General features: G+C 48.1%; 27 protein-coding genes and 1 pseudogene. 16 read left to right on the top strand and 12 right to left on the bottom strand.

Features of this window, described 5'->3' with window-relative positions; all coding sequences use genetic code 11:
• Positions 1–188, bottom strand: a pseudogene (locus AKL11_RS25980) (hypothetical protein); the annotation flags it as partial.
• Between the two features lie 21 nt (positions 189–209).
• Between AKL11_RS25980 and AKL11_RS14340 the strand changes: the two are divergent.
• Positions 210–2,018 (top strand): TonB-dependent receptor domain-containing protein, encoded by a 1,809-nt coding sequence (locus AKL11_RS14340; protein WP_216636808.1) that lies wholly within the window; start codon positions 210–212, stop codon positions 2,016–2,018.
• Between the two features lie 251 nt (positions 2,019–2,269).
• Here AKL11_RS14340 and AKL11_RS14335 read toward each other — a convergent pair whose 3' ends face one another.
• Positions 2,270–2,938, bottom strand: a complete 669-nt coding sequence (locus AKL11_RS14335) for an NAD(P)H-dependent oxidoreductase (protein ID WP_067518657.1) — start codon at positions 2,936–2,938, stop codon at positions 2,270–2,272.
• 283 nt (positions 2,939–3,221) lie between these two features.
• On the opposite strand from AKL11_RS14335, the gene AKL11_RS14330 reads away from it, so the two are divergent.
• The 3 genes from AKL11_RS14330 to AKL11_RS14320 all read left to right on the top strand — a co-directional run bounded on the left by AKL11_RS14330 (position 3,222) and on the right by AKL11_RS14320 (position 4,764).
• Positions 3,222–3,638, top strand: coding sequence for a winged helix-turn-helix transcriptional regulator (locus tag AKL11_RS14330; RefSeq protein ID WP_253705209.1), 417 nt, complete (start codon positions 3,222–3,224; stop codon positions 3,636–3,638).
• 3 nt (positions 3,639–3,641) lie between these two features.
• On the top strand, positions 3,642–4,130 hold the full coding sequence (locus tag AKL11_RS14325; protein ID WP_067518655.1) for an 8-oxo-dGTP diphosphatase: 489 nt from the start codon (positions 3,642–3,644) through the stop codon (positions 4,128–4,130).
• A gap of 154 nt (positions 4,131–4,284) precedes the next feature.
• The gene (locus AKL11_RS14320; protein ID WP_067518653.1) at positions 4,285–4,764 is read left to right on the top strand and encodes an Hsp20 family protein; all 480 of its coding nucleotides are present in this window, start codon (positions 4,285–4,287) and stop codon (positions 4,762–4,764) included.
• Here AKL11_RS14320 and AKL11_RS14315 read toward each other — a convergent pair.
• A complete protein-coding gene (locus AKL11_RS14315; RefSeq protein WP_253705208.1) occupies positions 4,761–5,576 on the bottom strand; it encodes a TatD family hydrolase in 816 nt (271 codons plus the stop codon). The two genes, AKL11_RS14320 and AKL11_RS14315, sit on opposite strands and share 4 nt — an antisense overlap.
• Positions 5,577–5,674: 98 nt before the next feature.
• On the opposite strand from AKL11_RS14315, the gene AKL11_RS14310 reads away from it, so the two are divergent.
• Together AKL11_RS14310 and AKL11_RS14305 are read left to right on the top strand one after the other, a co-directional pair.
• A complete protein-coding gene (locus AKL11_RS14310) occupies positions 5,675–6,145 on the top strand; it encodes a hypothetical protein (protein WP_067518651.1) in 471 nt (156 codons plus the stop codon).
• Entirely contained in the window at positions 6,126–6,656 is a 531-nt protein-coding gene (locus AKL11_RS14305) for a copper chaperone PCu(A)C (RefSeq protein ID WP_067518646.1), read from the top strand. Before AKL11_RS14310 ends, AKL11_RS14305 begins: the two co-directional genes overlap by 20 nt.
• A 71-nt stretch (positions 6,657–6,727) precedes the next feature.
• Here the strand turns inward: AKL11_RS14305 and AKL11_RS14300 are convergent, their stop codons facing one another.
• Positions 6,728–7,117: a DUF2750 domain-containing protein gene (locus tag AKL11_RS14300; protein ID WP_067519665.1), complete on the bottom strand. Its 390-nt coding sequence runs from the start codon at positions 7,115–7,117 to the stop codon at positions 6,728–6,730.
• 180 nt (positions 7,118–7,297) lie between these two features.
• Here AKL11_RS14300 and AKL11_RS14295 point away from each other — a divergent pair, with 180 nt between their 5' ends.
• Positions 7,298–7,909: a hypothetical protein gene (locus AKL11_RS14295; RefSeq protein WP_157673582.1), complete on the top strand. Its 612-nt coding sequence runs from the start codon at positions 7,298–7,300 to the stop codon at positions 7,907–7,909.
• An 11-nt stretch (positions 7,910–7,920) separates the two neighbouring features.
• Here AKL11_RS14295 and AKL11_RS14290 read toward each other — a convergent pair whose 3' ends face one another.
• The 3 genes from AKL11_RS14290 to AKL11_RS14280 all read right to left on the bottom strand — a co-directional run bounded on the left by AKL11_RS14290 (position 7,921) and on the right by AKL11_RS14280 (position 10,913).
• Positions 7,921–8,115 carry a DUF4250 domain-containing protein gene (locus AKL11_RS14290; RefSeq protein WP_067518644.1) on the bottom strand — a complete coding sequence of 65 codons (195 nt, stop codon included), beginning with the start codon at positions 8,113–8,115 and terminating at the stop codon, positions 7,921–7,923.
• Between the two features lie 41 nt (positions 8,116–8,156).
• Positions 8,157–9,176 (bottom strand): oxygen-dependent tRNA uridine(34) hydroxylase TrhO, encoded by a 1,020-nt coding sequence (gene trhO, locus AKL11_RS14285; RefSeq protein ID WP_067518643.1) that lies wholly within the window; start codon positions 9,174–9,176, stop codon positions 8,157–8,159.
• A 120-nt stretch (positions 9,177–9,296) separates the two neighbouring features.
• On the bottom strand, positions 9,297–10,913 hold the full coding sequence (locus AKL11_RS14280) for an FAD-binding oxidoreductase (RefSeq protein WP_067518642.1): 1,617 nt from the start codon (positions 10,911–10,913) through the stop codon (positions 9,297–9,299).
• Positions 10,914–11,153: 240 nt separating this feature from the next.
• Between AKL11_RS14280 and nfsA the strand changes: the two genes are divergently transcribed.
• The 4 genes from nfsA to AKL11_RS14260 all read left to right on the top strand — a co-directional run bounded on the left by nfsA (position 11,154) and on the right by AKL11_RS14260 (position 14,250).
• Positions 11,154–11,891 carry an oxygen-insensitive NADPH nitroreductase gene (gene nfsA / locus AKL11_RS14275; RefSeq protein WP_067518640.1) on the top strand — a complete coding sequence of 246 codons (738 nt, stop codon included), beginning with the start codon at positions 11,154–11,156 and terminating at the stop codon, positions 11,889–11,891.
• 268 nt (positions 11,892–12,159) lie between these two features.
• Complete coding sequence (locus AKL11_RS14270; RefSeq protein ID WP_067518638.1) at positions 12,160–12,597, top strand: bacteriohemerythrin; 438 nt, start codon at positions 12,160–12,162, stop codon at positions 12,595–12,597.
• Between the two features lie 240 nt (positions 12,598–12,837).
• Entirely contained in the window at positions 12,838–13,038 is a 201-nt protein-coding gene (locus tag AKL11_RS14265; protein WP_067518636.1) for a hypothetical protein, read from the top strand.
• Between the two features lie 6 nt (positions 13,039–13,044).
• Positions 13,045–14,250, top strand: a complete 1,206-nt coding sequence (locus AKL11_RS14260) for an MFS transporter (RefSeq protein ID WP_067518634.1) — start codon at positions 13,045–13,047, stop codon at positions 14,248–14,250.
• Between the two features lie 17 nt (positions 14,251–14,267).
• Here AKL11_RS14260 and AKL11_RS14255 read toward each other — a convergent pair whose 3' ends face one another.
• Together AKL11_RS14255 and AKL11_RS14250 are read right to left on the bottom strand one after the other, a co-directional pair.
• The gene (locus AKL11_RS14255) at positions 14,268–14,969 is read right to left on the bottom strand and encodes a phosphorylase family protein (RefSeq protein WP_095210398.1); all 702 of its coding nucleotides are present in this window, start codon (positions 14,967–14,969) and stop codon (positions 14,268–14,270) included.
• A gap of 8 nt (positions 14,970–14,977) precedes the next feature.
• Positions 14,978–15,379, bottom strand: coding sequence for an SMI1/KNR4 family protein (locus AKL11_RS14250; protein ID WP_067518633.1), 402 nt, complete (start codon positions 15,377–15,379; stop codon positions 14,978–14,980).
• Positions 15,380–15,555: 176 nt separating this feature from the next.
• Between AKL11_RS14250 and AKL11_RS26265 the strand changes: the two genes are divergently transcribed.
• Positions 15,556–17,568, top strand: coding sequence for a collagen-like domain-containing protein (locus tag AKL11_RS26265; RefSeq protein ID WP_067518632.1), 2,013 nt, complete (start codon positions 15,556–15,558; stop codon positions 17,566–17,568).
• Positions 17,569–17,595: 27 nt separating this feature from the next.
• Here AKL11_RS26265 and AKL11_RS14240 read toward each other — a convergent pair whose 3' ends face one another.
• The gene (locus AKL11_RS14240) at positions 17,596–18,954 is read right to left on the bottom strand and encodes a DEAD/DEAH box helicase (RefSeq protein WP_067518630.1); all 1,359 of its coding nucleotides are present in this window, start codon (positions 18,952–18,954) and stop codon (positions 17,596–17,598) included.
• An 8-nt stretch (positions 18,955–18,962) separates the two neighbouring features.
• Positions 18,963–20,363, bottom strand: coding sequence for a DEAD/DEAH box helicase (locus AKL11_RS14235; RefSeq protein ID WP_216636807.1), 1,401 nt, complete (start codon positions 20,361–20,363; stop codon positions 18,963–18,965).
• Positions 20,364–20,528: 165 nt separating this feature from the next.
• On the opposite strand from AKL11_RS14235, the gene AKL11_RS14230 reads away from it, so the two are divergent.
• From AKL11_RS14230 to cspE, 4 genes are all read left to right on the top strand, one after another.
• On the top strand, positions 20,529–20,978 hold the full coding sequence (locus AKL11_RS14230) for a GNAT family N-acetyltransferase (RefSeq protein ID WP_067518626.1): 450 nt from the start codon (positions 20,529–20,531) through the stop codon (positions 20,976–20,978).
• Between the two features lie 66 nt (positions 20,979–21,044).
• Entirely contained in the window at positions 21,045–21,464 is a 420-nt protein-coding gene (locus AKL11_RS14225) for a LexA family protein (RefSeq protein ID WP_067518624.1), read from the top strand.
• Positions 21,461–22,738: a Y-family DNA polymerase gene (locus tag AKL11_RS14220; protein ID WP_067518622.1), complete on the top strand. Its 1,278-nt coding sequence runs from the start codon at positions 21,461–21,463 to the stop codon at positions 22,736–22,738. Before AKL11_RS14225 ends, AKL11_RS14220 begins: the two co-directional genes overlap by 4 nt.
• A gap of 300 nt (positions 22,739–23,038) precedes the next feature.
• Entirely contained in the window at positions 23,039–23,248 is a 210-nt protein-coding gene (cspE, locus tag AKL11_RS14215) for a transcription antiterminator/RNA stability regulator CspE (protein WP_067518620.1), read from the top strand.
• A gap of 356 nt (positions 23,249–23,604) precedes the next feature.
• On the opposite strand, the gene AKL11_RS14210 is transcribed toward cspE, so the two are convergent.
• Positions 23,605–24,132, bottom strand: a complete 528-nt coding sequence (locus AKL11_RS14210) for a hypothetical protein (RefSeq protein ID WP_067518618.1) — start codon at positions 24,130–24,132, stop codon at positions 23,605–23,607.
• Positions 24,133–24,337 lie beyond the last annotated feature (205 nt).

Here is a 24,337-nt window from a genome sequence, read left to right as displayed (position 1 = left end):
CGTCGTTCAGTAAGGCGATCATAACCCGGTGCTGGGTTATGGCAGCCTGAACAGATAGCGTGACCATTCTTACGGGGAACGACTGTCACATCGAAGACGTCAGAGCCTTGATGGAAGCCGAATTTTACATCCTGATAAACAAATGACTTGAGTTTATGAACTTTATTGAGGATAGTTTTTATCAGCATCAGCGACGTTTCTTATTGTTTTTGTCTGCAAACAAAAAAATCTATCAGAAATTGATCGCTGGTGCTTTTTTCTTCAAATCAGCTCATTTTTACCCACAGATATCCCTGAAGAGCCAAATTTCTGATGGACGTTTAACGACGTATACCTTGAATCAAAGTATCAACGGTCGTGAAGGCAATTTTGATTATTTGGTAAGCGGCACTTACGAGAGTCGTGGTGGCATGTTTGATGCCGATGGCGATCGGGTTAACCCTGACCCAGCTCAGGTTAGCCGTATGGATACAGACACCAAGGATGCTTTGATCAAGCTTGGTTATAACCTGACGAATGAAAAACGACTAGAAGCAACGTTGCAACATTTTGATGATCAGATGGACTCTGATTATGCTGCAAATGCGTCATCATTAAACAGGGGGGATTCTGATGATGCTCCTGCTGCCCTGAAAGGCTTGCAGTTAAGTACCCAGCCGTACAGTAAGAGAAACTCAGTTGATCTGGTTTATAAAGATCTGGATTTTTACGGTAACAATCTTCAATTACAGTCTTACTACCGTGAGCGAGAGGCTCGTTTTTATCCTTACCCTAACGACCCTTTTAAAAACAATACACTGTTTGTTAACCAGTCAACCAGTACGGCAAAAGTGTTCGGGTTTAAACTCAACCTTGATACAGATATTAATGAGGCCTTCAAGGTTTCCTATGGGTTTGATTACGATGTAGATAAAGGTGAACAAAAGGGACGTCTGTTTGATCGTCAGGAGTATGCAAACAGTGGTGGTACCACATTTGTGCCAGAGGGCTCTGAGTATGACTATGGGCCAGCAGTTGATACAACAACGTTTGGTTTGTATTTGCAGTCCAGCTACGAGCTTACTCAGGATTTGGTATTGAATGCCGGTTTCAGGCATGAACGTGCTGCAATGGATATCAGTGATTATACGCCGCTGGCTGAAATTTGGTTTTTGCCGATTTTGGCTCCAGGCACCAACCCTACCGATCTTCAAGGTGATGTTCGAAAGTATGACGCGAACCTGTTTAATGTCGGTGTTGTCTATAAATTGAATAGCAGTAATGAAGTATTTGCCAACTACGCACAAGGCTTTGAAGTGCCGGACGCCTCAAGGATTCTTCGCAATGCTGTTAACGAAAGCAGTCCCCTTGTTGGTATCAGTGATGCTGTTGTTGGAACTGATGTATCTAATGCAAATCTGGACGCCATTAAAACGGATAGCTTCGAGTTAGGTTGGCGTGGACAGTTCGAGAGTCTTTTTGTCAGTGCTTCCGCTTTTTATAATGAATCTGATAAGACGATTAGCTTCAACGCTGACCATAATGTCGATCTGCTGGATCAGAAGAGAAAAATCTATGGTATAGAGGGAGCGCTTGAGTTTTATCTGAGTGACTATTGGTCTATTGGTGGAAGCTACGCCTTTACAGAAGGAAGAAGCTACTACAAAGATGCTGGAAAGTGGTTGGATCTTCAGGCTGCAGATGTTTCACCTGAGAAGTTTACGACATTTGTAGCTTATGGTCAGGAAGATATGAATGTACGTCTACAATCAACAAGCTTCGCAGATTATGATAAGGGCAAAAGTTACAGTAAATCTAAGAACACAGTTACCGGTTATGATATTGATGGCTACACAACGGTAGACTTGTTAGCGTCATTCAACATGCCGGTTGGTACTGTAAAGGCGGGCATTACCAATCTGCTGAATGAAGACTATGAGACAGTTTATAGTCAGTGGGCAAACTCTACTTATAATGGTCTAAGTGCACACAAAGCCGAAGGTCGTGCTTACAGCTTGAGCTATCGAGTAGAGTACTAATAAGTAGTTAGCCGCATGAAATCATATTTTCTGACCGAGTAGACAGCCGCTCTGCGGCGTTACAACTCCGGTCACATAGTTATGGCTATGCTTCCTACGTTGTGCCTTGCATAGCAACTATCCACTCGGCCAGAATTATACGATTCCAAATGGCTAACTACTTAATAGGCGCTATTGCAGCGCCTCTGTAGAAATATAAAAGCCCAAACTCTGATCAATTGCTAATCAGAGTTCGGGCTTATACGACACATTCAATACCACTCAACAATATCCGACTCTTTCGCCCGGGTTTTCGGAAATGGCTCATTCACCCGATAACCAAACGCCACCATCACACTGATGCCAAAATCCTTCGTATTCATAATACCTTCCTGTTCCAGTAGTGGCTCCAGCTTATCTTTATCGAACCCTTCGATAGGGCAGGAATCGATGCCGATCTGGGCAGCAACGCTCATCATATTGCCCAGAGCAATGTAAGTTTGTTTGCTGGCCCAGTCGAACATGGCGCGGGGGGATTCTGTCAGGCGAAAATCCCGGGTTTGGAAGTCCCGATAGAAGTCACTGATCATATCGATCACATCTTCCGGTAGCTGTTTGACGTGGCGCATGTGATCAAGAATGTATTCGGATTCATAATGCATACTGTTTTCTTTGCGGGCGAGAATCAGCACAAAGTGGCTGGCCGTTGGTAGCTGGCCCTGTGCTCCCCAACTGACGGGTTTGATTTTTTCCCGCAGTTCCGGATTTTGTATCACCAGAAACTTCCACGGTTCAAAGCCGAAAGAGCTGGGTGATAGTCGAGCCGCTTCCAGAATAAAGCTGAAGTCTTCATCCGGGATTTTTTTGCTGGCATCAAAGGTTTTGCAGGCATGACGGAAGTTAAACGCGTCAATAATCTGTTTGCGCAGAGCGGAATTCATTCTCTTGAGTCCTGACCATATACAACATTAGTCGAATAATCAGTTTAGTGTTGGCAGGATAATTTGTGAAGAAAGCACAGTTTTGTGATACCCATTGGATTTCAAGTTGCTACTAGGCGACAAGAGAGCGAAGCCCCGTGAGCCTACAAGTAGTAGGTGATCGGGGTGAGCGAACGCTGACAACAACGTAGCAACTTGAAAGGCGATGGGTATAGGTAGTGTACGGATTTGAATCCAGGGCACATTTGTATACTATGCCCTTTTTTCTGGAGGGAGTCTCAAGGTGCAGTCCGAGCAGGCCGTTCTGGCAGAGAGCAAACAAACCCATGAAGGTGCATTGGCAGCCAAGTGCCCTGTGGAAATTACACAAGAGGTGATTGGCGGCAAATGGAAAGGCGTGATTTTATATCAACTGCTGGCTTTTGAGTGCATGCGTTTTAGCGAATTAAAGCGCTGTATGCCCCGAATTACTCAACGGATGCTGACCTTGCAGTTGCGCAGCCTTGAAGCGGATGGACTGGTGAATAGAACGGTGTACCCAGAAATTCCGCCGCGGGTGGAGTATCGTTTGACCCCGCTTGGACTCACACTGAAGCCGGTCATTAACACCCTTCTTGCCTGGGGTGTGCTATACAGTGAAAACACATCCGATCGTTCAGCCCTGACAGCAGAACACACAGAGCAAAAAACAGGACAATAACAAGTGCAATCACTACAGGATATTGACTGGAATCACTGGCAGCCCACCTTTCCGGCCACGCTGACGTTTGTGATTAAAGACGACCAGATTCTATTGATCCGCAAAAAACGGGGCATCGGTGCTGGTAAAATTAATGGCCCCGGTGGTAAGTTGGACCCCGGTGAAACATTGTTGGAATGTGCGATTCGTGAGGTTCAGGAAGAGTTGTGCATTACACCGGTGGCACCAGAGTTTGTGGGGGAGAATTTATTCCAGTTTACCGACGGCCTTTCCTTTCATGTGCACACGTATATTGCCCGTGATTATCAGGGCACGCCGGCAGAGACAGAAGAAGCGATTCCTCTTTGGTATGGGCTGGACAGCATTCCTTACGACGAAATGTGGGAAGACGACATTATTTGGGTACCAGAAATGCTGAATGGTCGCCGCTTTAAAGGTCATTATCTGTTTGATGGCGACACCATGCTGGACCATAGACTGGAACTTTTTTAACAGCATTTTTAAAAAAAGTTCAACGGTGGGGTTGGAATTCAAATAGACGTCCATATATTTATATCAACAGGGGCTGATAAGCACTGTTGAACTAAGGCTTGTCCAATAAGGAAAGCCGATTTTATCCACCTATTGCTCTTTTGAGGATATGGTTATGCGTACTATCGATTTTGATTTCACTCCACTCTATCGTTCTGCCATCGGTTTTGACCGGGTTGCCCAGCTGCTGGAATCCATGAACGGCGGTCAAGCGCAAAGTGCCAAGAACGGCGGTTACCCTCCTTACAATATCGAACTGCTGGATGACAACGAATACCGAATCACCATGGCGGTTGCCGGCTTCGCAGAAGATGAGCTGGAAATAGAAAGCCGTGAAGGTGCTCTCGTCGTTCAGGGTAAGAAAAAGGCGGACGACACAGAACGTAAATACCTTTATCAGGGGATTGCTGAACGTAACTTCGAGCGACGTTTTCAGTTAGCCGACTATGTACGTGTAACTGGTGCCTCTATGAATAATGGCCTGCTTCATATTGATCTTGAGCGGGAAATTCCTGAAGCCATGAAGCCCAAAAAGATCACCATTGGTGGTAAAGTCGGCGCTAAAAAATTGCTGGACGCTGAAGTCGAAGCTTAACGCTTAAATACTTCATAGCAATTGGAAGAGGTGGCTTCGGTCACCTCTTTTAGTGATAACCCTCGCAACTCTGCTAAAACCTCTGCAACTTTCTGAACCCTTGCTGGTTCATTTCTCTCTCCCTGAAAACCATTTAACGGCATATCCGGTGCATCCGTTTCCAACACAATGCAGTCCAGTGGCAAGGTCGCTGCAAGGTGTCGTGTTTTACTGGCCCGTGGGTACGTAATGCCTCCACCAAAGCCTATTTTAAAGCCCAAGTCTATATAGATGTTCGCTTGCTGCTCACTGCCAGAAAAGGCATGGATGATGCCGCCGTGGGCGGGTTGGTAATGGCGTAAAATTTTCAGAATCTGATCATGACTCTTTCTTCCATGAATAATGAGTGGTAGTTGATGTTGGCTAGCCAACTGAACATGAGTGGTAAATAACGCGATTTGTTTTTTAATGTTGGCTCCAGAATGTTTCTGGTCATAGAAATCCAGACCAGTCTCTCCGATAGCCACAACGCTGTCCGGTTTCTTCTGCAGCCTCTCATCAAGATGAACAAGGTGATCGTTGTGGTGTTCGGCAAGAAAATAAGGGTGCAGGCCAAGCGCTGTCACCAAGCGAACAGTGGATGTGTTGTTAATGTGTTCAACCAGATCCAGCAACGGTTGCCACTCCGCGCATCGAGTGGCCGGTACACAAATGGTGCCAATACCCGCTGCGAGCGCCCGCTCAATCACTTGTTCTCGATCCTGATCGAAAACCGGAAAATTCAGATGACAATGGCTATCAAATAGCCCCACTTCTCGGTAGTCTTGGTGCACAAGGAGTGTTCATCCCTATAAATTAATCTTTGATTCTAATAACGATGACAGCTGTACGAAAACATTCAACACAATTTTTGATCTCTGCAATACTTCTGGTGGCGCTAGCTTCGGTGTTTTATGTATCGAAGTACCTGAAAAATGCCCAGAATATTTCTGATAAACCCGTCGTCAAAACCACCAGTTATTGTCAAACCGTGGTTGGTTGCAGCGCTATTCTGGATGGTAATGAAGTGACATTGCACATTTCCCCTCCGAGCTTGCCGGCAGCACAGCCGCTGGATATTTCGGTGAGCATTTCAGGGTTGGCAGCAGAAAACGTGACCATGGAGTTTATTGGCCGGGATATGCATATGGGATTGATGCCCTTTGTCCTTCAGGAACTGCCTCCGACAGATATCGGCACCAAGACGTTTATGGGGGCGAGCAGCGTCAGTTTCTGTACGGTAGATAACACCATGATATGGATGGCAGAGCTGAAAATTGAAACGGCGGGTGCCATTCACTCTGTCTTGTTTGAATTGGATACCAGCAAAGAGGAAGTCAGTGATGCAAAAACGACATCATGAAGGTAAAACAAAAAGAACCCGGTTCCACGCAATGGTTTCTGGTGTGATGGCCGCAGCATTATTGCTGGTCGGTCAGTCTGCTTCGGCTCATGAGAATGGTCATGGAAGCCATGACGCACAGGGTGTTATTGAGTTGTCTGGCGTGATGGCGCGAGCGACCAAGCCAGGGATGTCGACTTCTGCCGCTTATATGGTAATTCGAAATACCAGTGACGAAGCGGTCACTATTGAATCCGTTGATAGCCCGGTGGCAAAAAAAACTGAACTGCACACAACCACCAAAAAAGATGGCATGATGAAAATGCAGCGGGTGGATAATCTGGAAATCCTGCCGGGTCAGGAAGTGCAGCTAAAGCCAGGTGGTTATCACGTTATGTTAATGGGGCTGAACAACCCTATTACCAATGGCAGTGAAGTGCCTGTCACGATTACCTTTAGCAATGGCGAAAAGCAGACTGTAAAAGCCCATGCTATGGAGAACATCAAAGGTCAGCACATGGCTCATCATTGAGCATTAGATATTTGCTGATTTTAAAAAAGGCGTCATTTGACGCCCTTTTTGATGCTGCACAAGGGAAACTTTCAGCTTTCAAGCTCGGCAAGTATGGCCTCAGCCAGTTCTGCCGGTGTCATAACGATGCCTTCTTCCTCATCAACCGGAAAAACCGCCAGAACGGTGTTGTCTTTTTCCAGCCCGGGAATCCAGCGCTCGAGCCATGCATCCAGTGTAATGGCTTTGGGTTTGCAATCTGACCAATCGCCCACCGCCCATGCGGCCGCGAAATCCGGATGAGGCCAGATAGGCAGACATTCTTCGCCGTCCGTGGATGAGAGTTCAACCCAGCCCTCAGGGCTGTGCAAGCTCCAGATTTCTTCCCAATTGGCCACTTTTTTCAAAAAATAGTCAAAACGCTCGTGGTCAGGCAGCTTCTGGATTGACTCAAGTTGTTTGTCGTTGAGTTTATAGGTCATCAGGTAACAACGCATAGAGTGACATGGATGAAGGGAGTGTATGCTGTTCGTTCATTTATTTGCAAATGCTCTGCGTTTAATTAGAGCGTTTTCAACGCTGAGCTAAAATGTTGGCTGGTGTTCTTTCTTTATGAAAGGGTATAGTCGCCCTCCCACATCAAGCTGTCTGTTTTGTAGCCTATGAAGTTGTATGGAATGCCATTAGCGGCCTGTTTTATGGTCGTGGTGTTGATGGCTTGCAGAGAATTCTGTCCATTTTGGCCTGCGTTGTCGTTTATTGAAACATTCTGGCTATTTTTGGCAGGGTTGATTGGTGGCATTCGGCTGCCGGATCTGGATCTGCGTATTCCCGGGCTTTCGCACCGATCCGCGATCACCCATTCCTGCCTGCCGGCCGTGTTGCTTTGGGTGTTGGGTGATGTATTTATTGCGGCGGGCCTTGCACTGGGTATTGCACTTCATCTTTCATCAGACTTGCAACCTAAATCCTGGGCCGGTGGCGCACTGATTAAACTGCCGATACTGGGCAGTATTGGCATGCTCTCGCCCTTATGGTTGATCGTGAATATTGTTGGTTGCTTTGCCATGGTGATTGAAGTGATATCAGGCGAATCGGTGGATGCCCGGCAGGCGATCGTCATGATCAGCGTGATCGGTTCTGGTTGGTACTTTCTTCAGGAAGAAAAGCGTCCGCTGTTGCCTTTGATGACACTGGGATTTGCCATATTGCTTGTGCATGCCGTCAAAGGTGGGACGCTGTCGGTAAAGATGGTGTGGCAGTATTTTGCATAGCCGATTTAAGGTTAATCATGCACAAACTGGTTGTTCGTGTTCTGGTAATGAAACTGGATTTTGTGCAACTTCTCTTCGATGGACTGTGCACTCATATCCATTTCTTCTTCCAGCTCACTCAGCGAACTGCAGGTCAGCCGGAGTTTTTCATTCACAATGCTCAACAGAACAAACGGGCTAAGTTGCTCAGGGTGTTGTAGTTCCATGGCGGACTCCTCCATAGATGAACTCTCTACAACACAATAGCCTAGTTGGCCGATTTTTCCTCTCGGTGTTTTTCCTGCTGTCTTTTACGTTCTTCCGATTTTCTTAAACGACGCTGTTCCACTGTTTTTAAAGCATCACCACCCATATGTGCTTCACCACGGGCTTTGGCGAGGTTCATCTGTCGTTCCCGCTCCTGAAAACGGGCTCGTTGTTTGTCGGTGAGTTTGTCGTAGCAGTGTGGGCAGCTGACACCCTGCTGGAATTTTTCGCTGCGTTTGTCGTCTTCGGTGATGGGTAAACGGCAGGCGTTGCATTGATCGTATGAACCGGGCTCCAGATCATGGTTAACGGTGACCCGGTCATCAAACACAAAACATTCGCCTTCCCAGAGAGATTCCTCTTCAGGCACCTCTTCGAGATATTTGAGAATACCGCCTTTCAGGTGATACACCTCGTCAAACCCTTTTTGCTTCAATAGCGCGGTGGATTTTTCGCAACGAATACCGCCGGTGCAAAACATGGCGACCTTTTTATGTTTTTCCGGATTCAGGTGTTCATCCACGTATTCCGGAAATTCACGGAAGGATTCCGTGTTTGGGTTAAGGGCGTGTTTAAAGGTACCTACCTGTACTTCGTAGTCGTTGCGGGTATCCACCACCACCACATCCGGATCGCTGATCAGAGCGTTCCAGTCTGTGGCGTTCACATAGGTGCCCACCACTTCTTTCGGGTCGATGCCTTCAACGCCCAGGGTAACAATCTCTTTTTTCAGCTTCACTTTGGTGCGCTTGAACGGCATCTCATCGCTGAGGGATTCTTTACACTCGATAGGGTTAAGGCGCTGGTCTTGATTGAGCCAGTTCAGCAGAGCATCAATCTCGTCGCGATTGCCAGCCACGGTGCCATTAATGCCTTCTTCCGCCAGCAACAGGGTGCCGCGCACATGGTTGGCTTCCATGGCTCTTAACAGTGGTTCACGGAGGTCTTTATAATCGTTCAGGGTGACGAATTTGTAGAGGGCGCAAACCACAGTGGGTGCGTCGTTTTGAAGTGATTGCATTGTCTTTATTGTCCTTTACTGCCAGCCGGATCGTAAATCCGGAGCGGGGTTGAGCCTGAGCATCTTAGCAGATGCCAAGTGGCACTAAAATAGTCATGGTTTTCATTTTGGTGACAGGTATCAGGTTCTCTGAGTAGGAAAATACTTTTGATAGAAGCTGTTATCCAGCATTCTGTTGGGGTCCCAGCGGTTTTTAGACGCTATCAGCTGACTCATTTCCGGATAGGCTTTCATAACCTGATCTTTCCTGGCATAAAGTGCGTATGGCAGGTAGTAACGACCGCCCAGTGACAATGCCGAATCAATAAGCTTTTGGGTCGCGGCTTCCATGGTTGGCTCAAACGCTTTGGTGTCTGGAATGTTCATAAACAGCACGACAGCAAAACAATCGTTAGGCGCATAAGGGAGCAGTGAGTCACGGTCAGCGCAGACTTTTCGGAGTGTGGCATTGAGCATGGTCATTTTAGGATTGTTCTGCTTCCATTGCTTCAGCTTCTCCAGAAACGTCTGAAGGTGCTCTGCCGGAATAAAATACTCCTGCAGGATGTCTTTGGTATTGGGCACTTTGTTTTGCAACGCTTGAACCGATTCACCCATGGCCTGGTTTCGTGTCATGACGCCTTCTTTTTCAAACACATAACATTCCAGAGTTGCCCTGGCCCGTCTTAAAAAACTGGATTTCTTCAATAAGTTCAGACCGGAGGGGTCTGTATATTTGGGCGCTTTGTTGTCGTGGGCGGGCGTGCTTTTGGTGCCTGTATCGTAGTAATTGACGGAAATAGAGTACCGACTGGGAACAAACGGCGCATTAACAGAAATGCGTGCGGAATGCAGTGCCAAACTTGGTTTGCTGCTGATGGCCTTAAAGTGATCCAAGTAATTTTTGGTATTAATTAACGATACTTTCTTCATGAGCAATGTGTTCGGCACCACTTTTAATGTCGCTTCGACAATGATACCAACGAGGCCGTAGCTACCGATCAACGCTTTGAATAGCTCAGGGTTTTCTGAGCGGCTCACGTTGAGGTAACGGCCATCCATTAATAATACGCGCATGGAAATCAGTGCATTGGATACGGGATTCCAATTGACATCCTGCCCGTGGGCATTCACGCCAATGGAGCCACCGATAGAAAAATCCGCATAGGATTGCATGGCGCTGGTACTGAGGCCGGAAGGAATGAGTGCTTTTTGTAGATCTTTCCAGGTAGCCCCGGCCTGAACGGTGACTTCCTGGTGTTCTTTATCAATATTGATGACACGACTCAGTTTTCGCATATCAATCTGAAGGGCATTCTTTCCAGTCGTTTGTCCGCCCTGACTATAGCCACTGCCAAGGATGCTGATTTTTTGATGGGTTTGTTGGGCTTTTTTAATTGTTTTTTTAATATCATTGACAGCGTCAATACCTTCTGGCTTTCGATCATGTTCCAGCCGGTTATTCGGTGTGTGCTCTGTGCTGCTCTGAATGCCGATGCGGTTATGGATTGATACGTGAGCAACGGCCCTTTCAGTGATTCTCTTTTCCAGGATTGCCCTGCCCGCGATGCTCTGACAGCACTCGGGAAAAGCCAGAAATTGATCCTGCTGACTTTTTGAGACTGAGTAGCCACAAAAAATGCCTTTGACAAAAGCACTGATGGCTCTACCTAACCGGTCATGGATTTTTCTATGCTCAGGAAAGTGCCATTCAAAAGAGGCGGCCTGAATGCCTGTTAGGAGAAAATTATGATCCATCGCTCATCATTGTCATGATTATTGAAGTCAGGATAATAGACTTGCTTTGATGGAGAATGTCCTAACAGAATGGTTAGTAGAACTAACAAAACATTGCTTCAACATTTGAAGTTTATATAAATGAAGAGTGGTGGTTGAGGTTCGGCGTTGAATTTACCGTTCTCCTGTATTGGAGAGTGCCTGAAACACCCTCCTACTCTATGATAGAACCAACAATAATGACGGGATGACCATTTCACCATGAGCGACGACGTTCTTAAACTTTTGCAGTCTCATCGATCCATTCGCAAGTTCACCGATCAGCCCATTAAGCCCGACCTGCTCAGGACGTTGATTCGTTCAGGGCAGAGCGCCGCCACCTCCAGTAATCTTCAGGGCGTTAGTGTCATCCGGGTTCGCAATCCGGAAACCAGAGCGGCTATGGCGAAGCATGCCGGAGGGCAAGCTTACGTTGAAGAGGCGGCAGAGTTTCTGGTGTTCTGTGCCGATTTGAATCGCTCTGGCTGGTGCTGTGAGCAGCTTGGTACACCGATGGCGGAAGGCATGACCGAGCATTTCATCATCGCTACGGTGGATGTTGCCCTATTTGCCCAGAACGTTGTGGTGGCTGCGGAATCGGAGGGTTTGGGGATTTGTTATATTGGTGGATTACGTAACAATCCAGTGCCGGTCAGTGAGCTGCTGGCGTTGCCCGAGCATGTTTACCCGGTGTTCGGGCTTTGCCTTGGATACCCGGATCAAGATCCAGAATGCAAACCAAGGCTGCCTTTGGACGCGGTATTGATGGAGGAGCATTATCAGCCGGTAAATCCAGAGCTGATCGCTGAGTACGATGAGGTGATGCGGGATTATTATCAGCGTCGGACCCATGGCCAATTAAACCGAGCCTGGTCGGAAGATATGCCAGAATTGCTGGGCAAAAAGTCACGACCTCATATGAAAGGTTTTTTGGGGAGTAAAGGGTTTACGTTTCAATAAATGTGTTATTAGCACTAAAGTGCTTTATTTGTGGCGTCTTTGGGTGTAGTAATTACTTACATGATCAATGTCGTTTAATGAGTTACTATGCCGCCTTTGGTGATAGCCTCAATTGGTTCAGGTAGGGTGAATGGTATTTTCATCCTCCGCCTCCTCCCCATATTTGTAGTCAATCCGACAGATCTTTGCTGTTTATAATGGCTCGTTAAACCCTTAATTTCAGGATGTTCGGCGGTGGCGATTGAGCCACAGCCCGCAAATTACGCGAATGGAAAAAGTCTTCTACCTCCCCTGGAAAGATGAATATAGCCTTGGTATTGATATTGTGGATGAACAACATCGAGGCCTGATAGGTATCGTCAACACGTTTTATTATCATGTTTCCCTGGGGAATGTTGATATGGTCATGGTGCCTACTTTGGAGTTGCTTAGAAAATACGGTGCAATTCATTTTGCAACGGAAGAAGCCATGATGAAGGAAATGAATTATCCGCAGTTGGCTGAGCAACAGGAAGAGCACCAAGCACTGTTGGAAAAAACCGAGCAGATTGCAGCGTCGATATCATCGGAAAATGACGTATGGAAAGTCATGCCATTTCTGAAACGCTTCTGGATGGATCACATTCTGACCGATGATCGCGAGTTTGCAGAATGCTACCTAGCATTCAAAGCATCGCAACGTACCAGCGTGGCAAACACTCCCTGATTTTACTGGGATAAATACCAATGGCTGGCTTAAAAGTGAGCGGATACACTGCGCGCTTTTTATACCAATGGCGCTTTTAAATTTTGCAGCGAGCAAGTTATTTGGAGCGACTGGGCAAGGCGAAGAGACGAGGCATAGTATAACTATGTCGAGGAGCTTCAACGCAGATCCAGTCGGTCAAAATGACTGCACAGCCATAATTTAAAAGCAGAATTGGTTTATGTTCCGGCCATTTCCCTCATGAACTCCCAATCCCTTCGAGCCCAACTGGGGCGCATGACTCTGGTGCTGACGATCACGTTATTTTTTGTGCACAGCACGCCGGGGTTGATTGATCTACTGGCTGGTCAGGCTGTGGATGCGGGTTGTCATCAAAGTGCTCGTCATCAAAGCACTGACATGTCAGCATCTCCTCAATCTCATTTACACCACGGACACTGATTCCCCATGAGCATTTTTCGATTTCCACTGCTGGTCTGGCTGGGGATAGGCATTCTGATTATTTGTCTGGGTATTCGACAGTCGTTTGGTATTTTTATGATGCCAGTGTCGGAGCATTTTGGCACAGGGCGGGAGTTTTTCAGTTTTGCCATTGCGCTGCAGAACTTACTCTTTGGCGTATTTCAACCGTTTGTCGGTATGGCGGCGGATCGCTTTGGTGCTAAACGGATTATCTTTGCCGGTGCCATTGCTTACGCACTTGGGCTGTATCTGACGTCTATTGCCACCGCCGCCGGGATGCTTTATCTCTCGTTAGGTGTGCTCGTTGGTCTTGGTTTGAGCGCGACCAGTTACGTGATTGTGTTGGGCGCTGTAGCGAAAGTGGTGCCTGCTCAACATGCAGCAAAAGCCTTTGGTTTGACCACCGCCGCTGGTTCTTTCGGCATGTTTGCCATGATTCCCGGTGCTCAGTATCTGATCAGTGATTTTGGTTGGCAACAGGCGTTAATGGTCTTCGCCCTGTTGTGCTCCGTGATGGTGGCTTTTGCCCTGTTTATGAACACATCAAAAAAGGGGGCTCAGACGACAGTAGACAATCAACCGGAACAAACCTTGAAACAAGCCCTGAAAGAAGCCTTTTCCCACAAAGGGTATTGGTTGATTCACGCCGGGTTCTTCGTGTGTGGTTTCCACGTTATGTTTATTGCCACCCACTTGCCAAGTTATCTGGCGGATATGCACCTGCCAGCCTCCAGCGCTGCCATGGCATTGGCGTATGTCGGTATCTTCAATATTTTTGGCTCTTATTTCTGGGGCGTCATGGGTGACCGTTTTAGCAAACGACATGTGATGTCTGCTCTGTATTTCCTTCGTACCGCGGTCATAGGCGCTTTTGTGACCTTGCCTGTGACGGTGAATACCGCAGCGATTTTTGGTGCTGCCATTGGTTTTTGTTGGTTGGGTACAGTTCCACTGACGTCTGGTTTGGTGCGACAGATTTTTGGCTCACGCTATATGTCGACACTCTATGGCCTGGTGTTCTTTACTCACCAGGTGGGCAGTTTTCTGGGCGCCTGGGCGGGTGGACGTATTTATGACTTTACCGGCTCTTATGAGCCGATTTGGTGGTCAACGGTTGTGCTGGCATTCCTTGCCGGTTTGATTCATTTTCCCATTGATGATCGACCCGTAGTCAGATTGGCAGCGGCATGAAAAGCCGCTGCTTATGATCAAATATTGCCTAACACATTGAGCAGAACGTCACTGAGCCGTTGACTGGCTCGCTGCAAGTTCTGCAGAAACTGCTCAACATTATCTACCTCGACATCAATATGGTCGGTGACGGATTTGATGGGCAGAAACTCAATGCCGTAAAGCGCAGCAACGGAAGCAATGGCAGCGCATTCCATCTCTTTCGCCATGCCTTTATTGGCGATGATGCGTTGTTCATCGATTTCCGGCATATCCAGTGAGTTTCCCGTGGTCACAACGCCCAGCTTGTGAGGAATGCCGGCAAAATACTCCGGGCGATAAGCCGTTGGGTAGTGGCCTTCAGCAAACCTGTCGAAACCTTCCAGTGCAACCCGGTGGTCGTGGTAAACCACGGGCTGATCGGAGGTGATGATATCGGCAATGTTCGTATCTCGGGCAAACGCACCGCAGGTGCCGGCATTAATAATCAGGCTGGGTTGGAAGGCCAAAATAGCAGACTGCGTATTTAATGCGGCGTACTCCGTGCCAATTCGGTCAACCTGATGCACAGGGCACTTGCCGTTAAGGGAAAGCATAATGGCATGGTCGTTGAATCCGCCTCGGTAACGTGGAAAGCCACCATTCAGGTTTTGCTGGTCTGCGACGGGTTTCAGGCCCAGTTTTTCAATAACCGGCCTGGCCTCGGCTTCCATGGCCATAATGATCAGGATTTTTTTCATGGTCGCCGTTAGCTCTCCATCCACACATCCCTGACCCACAGCCAGAGTGAAGGCCAGCTGTCGTCTGTCACTTCACCATCCGCCCAGCGAACCACTTCGCCTTCTTCAGAGATGCCGTAATATTCACCGTTGCTTTCACAAACAGGAATCAGTTCCCGAGGCAGGCCTTCGGCCCAGGCAGTGGCGGCCACTTCTGGCAGGTAAGTGTGGGATTGAGGATCGGTCACAGTGACCGGTTCAATGGAACCGTAAATGACATCGCTGACCTGCAGCAGAAATTCTCTGAGCTCATAGGGAAGGGGAACGAGAAGCTGCTCTTCCACTTCTATCAGCAGGTCTTCATCCGGCAACTCCAGTGGTACGGATACATCCAGAGCGCGTTCGCGCAATTCTTCAATGACATCTTCCATTATCAACGACCATGGTTGTTCAAATTAATACAAAGGTACCCATTTCTTTGAAAGAAAAAGATACGGTCAATCTCACTAATAGTGAGAAAAAGTATATCACCGACGTCTCTCACGCCCAAAAACTCAACTACGTTTGAGAGTAATAATTATGAAGCATATATAAGGAGAAGTATTAAATGACCATTGGCGTACAGCACTCAGGTTTACCTGTTTCCGCATCTATCAATTTCAATTCGTCAGGCAACGAACTCAGGAACAGGAAGCATACAGAAGGTGTCTTGCATAAAGGCAGGCTTGTTGAAGTTTCCGAAGCATCCCTGGATAAACAGATGCCCCGCTCTACTCACGAAAACAACAACCAGCCACACCTACCCTCAAGTACCCATACCCGGCCCTCAGAGAGGTTGACTGCTCACGAACAGACTGTCGGTGAGCGGCTATTTGATATTTTCAGTGATGGTGATCTCAGATCCACCTTTACAACGATGAATCTATTAAGAGAGGAATTGGGCCATGGGCCGGTTTTTTCTTTGGAAGCGATTGATAAAGCTATCGATGGGCTTAAGCAGATCTCCGATAGTTACAGTAATCAGAGTAATGAGCCAGTTAGTCAGTCGAAGCGACAAAATTTACAGCGTCCGTATGGAGATACGGTTGATCGTTTTTTGAGCAGTGTAAATGCATTTCAAGATGGTGAATCCAGGCAGTTATTGAAGGATTTTTTTTCCAGCCCCGGGTTGATAGCAAGGTTGGCCAGTTATGAGGACTACTGGGCAGAGAATTTAGATGGTAGGGAGATGACTGTTAATAAATTCTTTGATCATTTGGAAGATATTCCCCCAGTATCGGAGGGCACCAAAAAAGGTGTCTCAGGGGCTGGAGGGGGCAATTATAGTATTTCTAGTCTTGGTGCCGCTGTGCTTCTTTTGCTAAGTAGGTTTGTTGGTGCTTCGGCTCAGGAGAGCGATGGCGGTAATCGCACCTGTTCCAAGCCTAAAGGTGATATTGACCCATGCCTTGTTGGTGAGAGGGGAGAAAAGGGCGAGTCTGGGCTAAAAGGAGAGAAAGGCCGGAGGGGGAATACGGGGACCATTGGTGCCTGGGGGCCTAAAGGGGTTAAAGGCGACCAGGGGCCTGAAGGCCCCAGAGGGTATAGACATCCCGTGAGTGCGTTTAAAGGAGAGATTGAACAGGCTTTGACGGCAATGAATATTACCGGCCCTCAAGGCGAGAAGGGAAACATGGGACAAAAAGGAGAGGAGGGTGTATCCATTGAACATATACCGTATGTCTTGAGCGAAGTAGGTCAAAAGGGCAATAAGGGCTCCCGAGGTCAAAGAGGGTTTCAAGGTCAGCGAGGACATCCTGGCGTCAAGGGTGATCAAGGCATGCAGGGGCTGGTAGGTATGACAGGAGCACCAGGTTCAAAAGGAGAGCCGGGAGCGCCGGGAGAAAGAGCCCTTCAGAAAAATGCTATTAAGGGTTCCAAAGGCGAAAAAGGTATGCAGGGGGGAATCGGCGCTAAAGGTACGGCAGGCGCTAAGGGGGATAAAGGAATATCAGGGCTGGATGGTGCTTCGGGACAGGCCGGGCCAAAAGGAGAGCAAGGTTTAAATGGAAGTCCAGGTTTCCCGGGAGTAGCCGGTTCACCAGGACTTAAGGGCGACAGTGGGGCGATAGGTGCCAGAGGTGACAAAGGGAATAAGGGAGAGCCGGGCGCTATAGGTTTATCCGGGAGTATGGGGAAAAATGGTACTGATGGAACGAAAGGCGATACTGGATCTTCTGGACCAAAAGGTATCAAAGGAGAGGTGGGTGCACCCGGTTTGGTAGGACCTCCTGGTCTGATGGGACAACCCGGGCCGGCTTGGTCTCCACAAAATATCACTGACGCTCAAGGATTACCTGATAGTGCAACCAGTTGTGAGTGCGGCGACTTGTCAGTGATAGAAAAAATAGGTGTGGCTGGAGGTGTGATTTTTTTGATTGGGGGAGCCGCTGTCGGCCTATATAAAGCGGCTAAATATTGTTGCGGGTCGTCAGGAAAACCCACTGATGATGCAGCCGGTAAAAAAACACTATCCGTAGTTAAACCTCAAGCATTGAGGCAACCGCCAGCATCATCGGTGGTCGAAGCCGGCGAAAGTATTCCTTTAACACAAGGAGCGTCCGCAGCGGCTTCGGTCTGACAGTGCACATCTGGCACTATTTAAAACTCAGGACTTACGTTTAGAGCCGGAAGGCGCAGACGGTCTTCTGGCTCCACGAGCAGCACCCGTTGCCGGTTTGCTGCCTCCACGTTTGCCCGTTGTTTTACCGGCGTATTTTTTTATAGCAGGTTTTTTCGCTTTTGGGTCAGGCTTTCTGCCTCTGTTGCGCGGTTTGGCGGCAGGGGTTTCTGATTCGTTCGGGCGTACCTCACCATCTTCAAAGTAAGGCAATGGCTCAATCTCAATGGGGCGATTGAGCAGTTTTTGCAGGCTCGGTAATAGATGTTTTTTCTCTTCAGGGTTTATCAGGGCGATGGCTCGACCCGGCTGCCCCGCACGGCCTGTACGACCAATACGGTGAACATAATCCTGAGGCACTTTTGGTAGGTCAAAGTTAATGACCAGCGGCAACTGTTCAATGTCCAGTCCACGGGCGGCAACGTCCGTAGCAACCAGTACGTCAAAGTAGCCGTCTTTAAAATCTTCCAGTGTGCGAACCCGTTGATACTGGTTGATGTCACTGTGAATCGGCTGGGCATTAATGCCGTCTTCTTCGAGCAGCTCGGCAATGCGGTTAGCCGCTTTTTTGGTGCGCACAAACACGAGTGCTTTCTTAAATTTTCCACCATTGATCAGGTAGCTGAGAATCTCAGGCTTATCGGGTTGGTCCACCGGGTAGAACGACTGCTTAACGGTTTTTGCTGCAGAGTTCGGGTTCTCAATCTCGACCTTCACCGGGTGACGCATGAAATCATGAGCCAGCTGTTTGATGTCTTTTGAGAAGGTGGCAGAGAACAACAGGTTTTGTCGTTTAACCGGCGCATTTTTCAGAATGCGTTCAATGTCGTCTTTAAAACCGAGATCCAACATACGATCCGCTTCGTCCAACACCAGAATACGCAGATTGGTCAGTTGGATGTGCTTGCGGTTGATCATGTCCGCCAGGCGTCCCGGTGTGGCCACCAGAATATCGGCGCCTTTGCTCAGGGCAGTCAGTTGTTCTTCAATATCGACACCGCCGAATACCGCAACGGTTTTCAGTTCAGTGTGCTTGCCGTAAGTTTTAAAGCTTTCAAACACTTGCAGTGCTAACTCGCGAGTAGGAACCAGAACTAATGCGCGCACTGCGTTGCTGGCTTTCATTTGCGACAGACGCTGCAGAATCGGCAGGGTGAAGCTGGCGGTTTTACCGGTGCCGGTTTGAGCCGAAGCCATCATATCCCGACCAGTGAGCGCCATAGGAATGGCTTTGGCCTGAACGGGTGTTGGCTTTTTATAGCCTGCTTCCTGAACAGCTTTAAGGAGTGTGTCGTCTAATCCAAGAGTGGAGAAGTCAACATTGGTAGTAGCAGTTGCTTTACTCATGGGACGATTTATTTCCTGCGTTTAACGGGGGCGAAGCCAGCGTCTTTGATAATGTCAGTTTTTGTTTCGGATTTGTTTTCAGATCGTTTTTCAGACCTGTTCACAGGTTTGTCATTCACAGATTTGTCAGCGGAAGACGTACGACGTTTGCCGATATTCTTTTTGTCGCGATGGCGCTGTTTTTCTGCGCTGTTTTTCGCGTCCGACTTTTTCCCCGCCTTTTTCTTTTTACCTGCAGCTTTGCCAGAGGATTTGACTTTTTTCGGGCCTTTATAACTGCCTGCCAGCTCCTTAATGGTTCGCATTTCAAAGCGCACGCGAAGATAGCGCTCGGTGGCGGACATGCGATTCCACTCATCCGGGCCAATCAGCGAAACAGCCAGACCCTGTTCACCGGCACGACCGGTGCGGCCAATGCGGTGTACATAATCGTCGCCATTGCGTGCCATCTCGAGATTGATGACCAGATCAATGCCTTTAATGTCCAGACCACGGGCAGCCACATCCGTAGCAATCAAGATGTTGATCTTGCCTTCTTTCAGCAGGCTCATCACATGCTTGCGTTCACGCTGATCCATTTCACCGTGGAGCATGCCCACCCGGAAACCTTTCACCCGGATCTTGCCAACAAACTCTTCCGCTCTTGCCCGGGTATTGGTGAATACCAGTGCTTTGTCGTAAGTTTCGTTTTTCAGCAGCCAGATCAGCAGCTTTTCTTTATGGGCAGTGTCGTCGGACAGAACAATCTGCTGGTGGATATTGGCGTGTTTTTCCCGCACGGAGTTCAGCATCAGGCGAGTAGGGTCGTCCAATACTTCGCCAGCGATATTCGCCAGACTCTTACCTTCCAGAGTGGCGGAGAAGAGCAGAGTTTGTCGCTCTTTGTTACACTCTGCCACGATGGTTAACACATCCGGGCCAAAGCCCATATCCAGCATGCGATCCGCTTCGTCGAGAATCAGGTATTCCAGATCGCGGAAGTCGTGGTTGCTGTTGTTGATGTGCTCGATCAGTCGGCCTGGTGTAGCAATCAGTATTTCCGTGTTCTTGCGCAGCGTATTGACTTGATGACGGTAGTCTTCACCGCCCACAATCAAGCCTGCTTTTATATAGGTATAACGAGCCAGCGATTCGCACTCTTTCAGCACCTGAAGCCCAAGCTCCCGGGTAGGCACCAGAATCAGGGCACGGGTGCTGGTTTTAGGGGAAGGCTGGGTGTGCATGTTGTGAATCATGGGCAGCAGAAAAGCGGCGGTTTTACCGCTGCCGGTTTCTGCGCTTACCATCAGGTCTTTCCCGGATAATATCAGGGGCAGGGTTTGTTCCTGAACCGGGGTCGCTTCAGTAAAACCGGATATAGCCAGTGCTTTTTGCACTCGCTCATGGAGTTCCAGATCGGAAAATAACAATGGGGAGTTTCCTCGGGGTTGACGCATAAACAACGGGAAGGCTGCCCGAGAATAGAGCAATCTATTTCTGAAACGCCTTCTGAGTGTTGTTTGAGAGTAGATGCGTATTCTAAGTTCCCAAGGACTGGAATACCATGAAAAATCACCTTTCCAACCGAAGCATTTATGAGCATTCTTGAAGTTGATCATGCACAGATGCCTTTTTCGCTGCTGCTGGAGGCGGATCCGTCCGAAAAGCAGGTGCTCAGCTACCTTCCACACTGCCGTTGTTATGTTGCGGAAGTGGAAGGCCGGGTGGTGGGCGTTTGTGCCATCAAGCCTTTGGCGGACGGAGCCACTTACGAATTGATGAATATTGCGGTTGGTCCTAAACAGCAGGGCGTGGGCTCCAGATTACTGAATGGTGTGATTGCCATCGTGAAAGCTATGGGCGCTAATAAGCTGCTGGTGGGCACGGGTACATTTGGTTATCAGTTAACGTTTTATCAGCGAGCGGGTTTTCGGGTGGTGGCGGTGGATCGGGACTTCTTTCTGCATCACTACGATGAGCCGATCGTTGAAAGTGGCATTCAGCACAAGAATATGCTCAGGCTTGAGCTTGATTTTGTTTCCTGAACGGGGATAGCAAAATGTGCAGACTGTATTTATACTGTATATAAATACAGTATTTGTGAGTATGGCATGAAGCCAACCCCGATTGTTTCCAAAGCGACTCTGAAGTACCCGTTTTACCAGAGTCCGGTTGCCTGTGGCTTTACCAGCCCGGCGGCGGATTATCTACAGGATGCTCTGTCTCTGGATCAGTTGTTAATACGCCATCCGGCCGCTACCTTCTTTGCCCGGGCCCAAGGGTGTTCCATGGAGGGTGCCGGTATTTTTGATGGCGATATTCTGATTATTGATCGTTCCCTCACGCCGGGTGATGGTGATGTGATCCTCACATTGCTGGATGGTGAGCTGATTGTGAAACGTCTGGTTTATCGCAATGGCAAACCCCAGCTGCACTCTGAACATCCCGACTATCCTCCGATCAAACTGAACAATGAACAGAGTTTGAACGTGTGGGGTGTGGTCACTGAAGTGATTCACCATCTGCGATGAAACCCGTGATTGCCCTTTGTGATGCGAACTCGTTTTACTGTTCCTGCGAGCAGATATTCAATCCATCCTTGCTGAATAAAGCGCTTGGCGTGTTGAGTAATAATGATGGCTGCATTGTGGCACGTACTCCTCAGCTGAAGGCGTTGGGTGTCGCCATGGGTACTCCGGCATTTAAAGTCCGTGAGCAGGTGGCGCGGGGCGAGATTATTCTGCGCAGTTCCAATTACGCTTTGTACGGCGATATGTCTTCCCGGTTTATGTCGGTACTGGAACAATTTACGCCGACGTTGGAAGTGTATTCTATCGATGAAGCTTTTGCGGATTTGGGTGGATTTCCACCCGAACAGTTGGCATCCATCGGGTTGGAAATGAAAGAGAGAGTCTTCCGCTGGACCGGTTTGCCCATTGGTGTGGGCATTTCCACCACCAAAACCCTGGCCAAACTGGCAAACTACGCGGCGAAAAAATACCCGGCCACCGGTGGTTCAGTCGATCTGACCAATCCGGAGCGACAAAAACGATTAATGGACATTATGCCAGTCGGCGAGGTTTGGGGTGTTGGCCGCCGAATTGGCAGAAAGCTCGAGGCCCACGGCATACACACGGCAGGTCAATTAGCCAATAGCAACCGGCAATGGATTAAAAAACAGTTTTCTGTGGTGTTGGAGCGAACAGTTTGCGAACTTCAGGGCGAAAGCTGTCTGCCTTGGGAAGAGGGCGGGGTAGTGAACAAACACCAGATTCTCTGTTCCAGGAGTTTTGGCAAACGAGTGACCACAAAACAGGAGCTACACGCCGCACTGGCCTGTTATATCTCCCGCGCCTGCGAAAAACTGCGAAATCAGAAACAGTTTGCCCGGGAAGCCATCGTCTTTATCCGCACGGATTCTTTTAAAGAAACTCTGTCACAAACCAGCCGCAGTGTCCGCCTTCTGGCACCCGCACCCACCAGTGAAACCAGTGTATGGCTCAGGCAGTTGCCAGCGGCACTGGATGCCATGTTCTGCGAAGGTTACGAATACAAGAAAGCCGGATTTATGTTGATGGATCTCTGTAAAGTGCAGGGCTTTCAGGGAGATTTACTGAATACGGATGCGTTGCCGGAAAATCGCCCGATGATGTCGGTTCTGGATGCCATTAATCGCCGTTACGGACGGCAAACGCTGCGACCGGCATCGGTTGGGTTTGAACAACAGAATTGGCACATGAATCAGCAGATATTGAGTCCCGGCTATACCACCAACTGGCAGCACATAATGAGCGTGAAAAGCTGAAATATATGGAGCAAACGTACGGTTAGAGCAGAATCAGTGCAGAAAAGAGCCAATTAATTGATTTAAGTTAGTAATTGAATGTAACTGCGCATAGCCATGTGGAAAATACTCTGTATAATGACCCCACGTTAAAAGTGTGACTTATTTTTTATGCAAAGTTTTGATGGTTCGAGTGTAGTTACTCGCCATGCTCTTCATAATCAATAATAAACTTCTAGCACAACCGCCCTCCGTGGCTATTCACTGGTGTGATTGGCATTCGGTGAGGTGAAATTTATTATAGATAATCAGGGTATGACTATGTCTACTACTACCGGTACTGTTAAGTGGTTTAACGACGAGAAAGGTTTTGGCTTCATCGCTCAGGACAATGGCGGTCCAGACGTGTTCGCTCACTTCCGTCAAATCACAGGCGACGGCTTCAAGTCTCTGGCTGAAGGCCAGCGCGTTGAGTTCAAAGTAACTCAAGGCCAGAAAGGTCCTCAGGCTGAAGAAATCCGCCCTCTGTAATTTCAGGGCTGCCTCTTAGCAGCGTCTGACCTTACATAAGGTGCACAAAAAAGAAGCAGTGTTTATAAACGCTGCTTTTTTTTGCTTGTCAAAAAGTACAGCCAGCAAAAATCGTTGCTTATTCAGACTGTGATTAATGGTTTGAGAGCATGCGCGTGAATTTTCAACGACCAGAATCGCGTGATCATTGATTTTTATTTCTGGCTCTGTGTATTCGGTAGAGAGCAGTTCCAATGAGTTTTATGTTGCCGCGCTAATGCGCAGCGTAAGCATACTTTCCTGGATAACTCGTATGCCGCTTGCTTAAAGGGCGCCGCTGTAAGCAGCACCCCTTGGAACTATTTCTTATGCGGTTATTACTCGGTGTTTGTATTACGAAGCTTATGTAAATAGTTCATGGCTAATGCCTGAGCTTTGCAGCATTCGGTTATGTCATTTCGAAGATTTTGATAAATCGTTATTGCATGCTCAGTTGCGTTTAGCAGAGATTCTCTTTCTGGGACAGCAACGGTCATTCTGAGTTCTTTGGCAAAATCTGGTAAGAGCTGCTCAATTTTTCTAACGCCTCTCGCTTCTAAACCAGCTTGCTGTAGAGCCAGAGAGCCTAATACCTGAACTCTCAAAAAACTTAGAAATTCAAGTGCTTCAAAGTACTCACCGCGACCAATTTTTGTGCCTGCGTAGTGGACCCATACCCAAAACCGGTCTTCAATCCATTGTGGGTCAACAGGTGGATATTGTCCTTTGCCTTTACCCAATCCTTTTGCAAGTCTTGAATCCCTTGCCCAAAGAATAACGGGCTCATCAACTCTGGTCGTTACGTCGTCTACTTTTACAAATTTAAAGTCAACGTGAAGAGCGTCAGGACCATAGAGTGTAATCATTACTCTAGGAGGCTGTCGGACTTGAAAGTAAAAACCGGAGATGGGCCGCAATAAAGTCAAAAATCACAGAATCCAGTCTGGAAGTGCTGTTTATGTCGTCAGTCTCTTTTGCCCAAATATCCAAATGCATGCGACAAATAACCTGTAAGCTGAAATAAACTGCATAAAAATGATACTTTCCTGAAGATCTTTCAGCATCAGCGTA

The organism is Endozoicomonas ascidiicola, assembly GCF_001646945.1.
GTDB classification, from domain to species: Bacteria; Pseudomonadota; Gammaproteobacteria; order Pseudomonadales; family Endozoicomonadaceae; genus Endozoicomonas; species Endozoicomonas ascidiicola.
This window is presented reverse-complemented; position numbering and strand designations above follow the sequence as displayed.

Coding starts and splice junctions, on each gene's coding strand:
- AKL11_RS14270 (WP_067518638.1), top strand. CDS start 12,160: ATGGAAAAAGTCTTCTACCTCCCCTGGAAAGATGAATATAGCCTTGGT.
- AKL11_RS14255 (WP_095210398.1), bottom strand. CDS start 14,969: ATGAAAAAAATCCTGATCATTATGGCCATGGAAGCCGAGGCCAGGCCG.
- AKL11_RS14230 (WP_067518626.1), top strand. CDS start 20,529: ATGAGCATTCTTGAAGTTGATCATGCACAGATGCCTTTTTCGCTGCTG.
- AKL11_RS14240 (WP_067518630.1), bottom strand. CDS start 18,954: ATGAGTAAAGCAACTGCTACTACCAATGTTGACTTCTCCACTCTTGGA.
- cspE (WP_067518620.1), top strand. CDS start 23,039: ATGTCTACTACTACCGGTACTGTTAAGTGGTTTAACGACGAGAAAGGT.
- AKL11_RS14225 (WP_067518624.1), top strand. CDS start 21,045: ATGAAGCCAACCCCGATTGTTTCCAAAGCGACTCTGAAGTACCCGTTT.
- AKL11_RS14295 (WP_157673582.1), top strand. CDS start 7,298: ATGAAGTTGTATGGAATGCCATTAGCGGCCTGTTTTATGGTCGTGGTG.
- AKL11_RS14260 (WP_067518634.1), top strand. CDS start 13,045: ATGAGCATTTTTCGATTTCCACTGCTGGTCTGGCTGGGGATAGGCATT.
- AKL11_RS14320 (WP_067518653.1), top strand. CDS start 4,285: ATGCGTACTATCGATTTTGATTTCACTCCACTCTATCGTTCTGCCATC.
- AKL11_RS14335 (WP_067518657.1), bottom strand. CDS start 2,938: ATGAATTCCGCTCTGCGCAAACAGATTATTGACGCGTTTAACTTCCGT.
- AKL11_RS14265 (WP_067518636.1), top strand. CDS start 12,838: ATGAACTCCCAATCCCTTCGAGCCCAACTGGGGCGCATGACTCTGGTG.
- AKL11_RS14280 (WP_067518642.1), bottom strand. CDS start 10,913: ATGGATCATAATTTTCTCCTAACAGGCATTCAGGCCGCCTCTTTTGAA.
- AKL11_RS14250 (WP_067518633.1), bottom strand. CDS start 15,379: ATGGAAGATGTCATTGAAGAATTGCGCGAACGCGCTCTGGATGTATCC.
- AKL11_RS14290 (WP_067518644.1), bottom strand. CDS start 8,115: ATGGAACTACAACACCCTGAGCAACTTAGCCCGTTTGTTCTGTTGAGC.
- AKL11_RS14210 (WP_067518618.1), bottom strand. CDS start 24,132: ATGATTACACTCTATGGTCCTGACGCTCTTCACGTTGACTTTAAATTT.
- AKL11_RS14305 (WP_067518646.1), top strand. CDS start 6,126: ATGCAAAAACGACATCATGAAGGTAAAACAAAAAGAACCCGGTTCCAC.
- trhO (WP_067518643.1), bottom strand. CDS start 9,176: ATGCAATCACTTCAAAACGACGCACCCACTGTGGTTTGCGCCCTCTAC.
- AKL11_RS26265 (WP_067518632.1), top strand. CDS start 15,556: ATGACCATTGGCGTACAGCACTCAGGTTTACCTGTTTCCGCATCTATC.
- nfsA (WP_067518640.1), top strand. CDS start 11,154: ATGAGCGACGACGTTCTTAAACTTTTGCAGTCTCATCGATCCATTCGC.
- AKL11_RS14300 (WP_067519665.1), bottom strand. CDS start 7,117: ATGACCTATAAACTCAACGACAAACAACTTGAGTCAATCCAGAAGCTG.
- AKL11_RS14220 (WP_067518622.1), top strand. CDS start 21,461: ATGAAACCCGTGATTGCCCTTTGTGATGCGAACTCGTTTTACTGTTCC.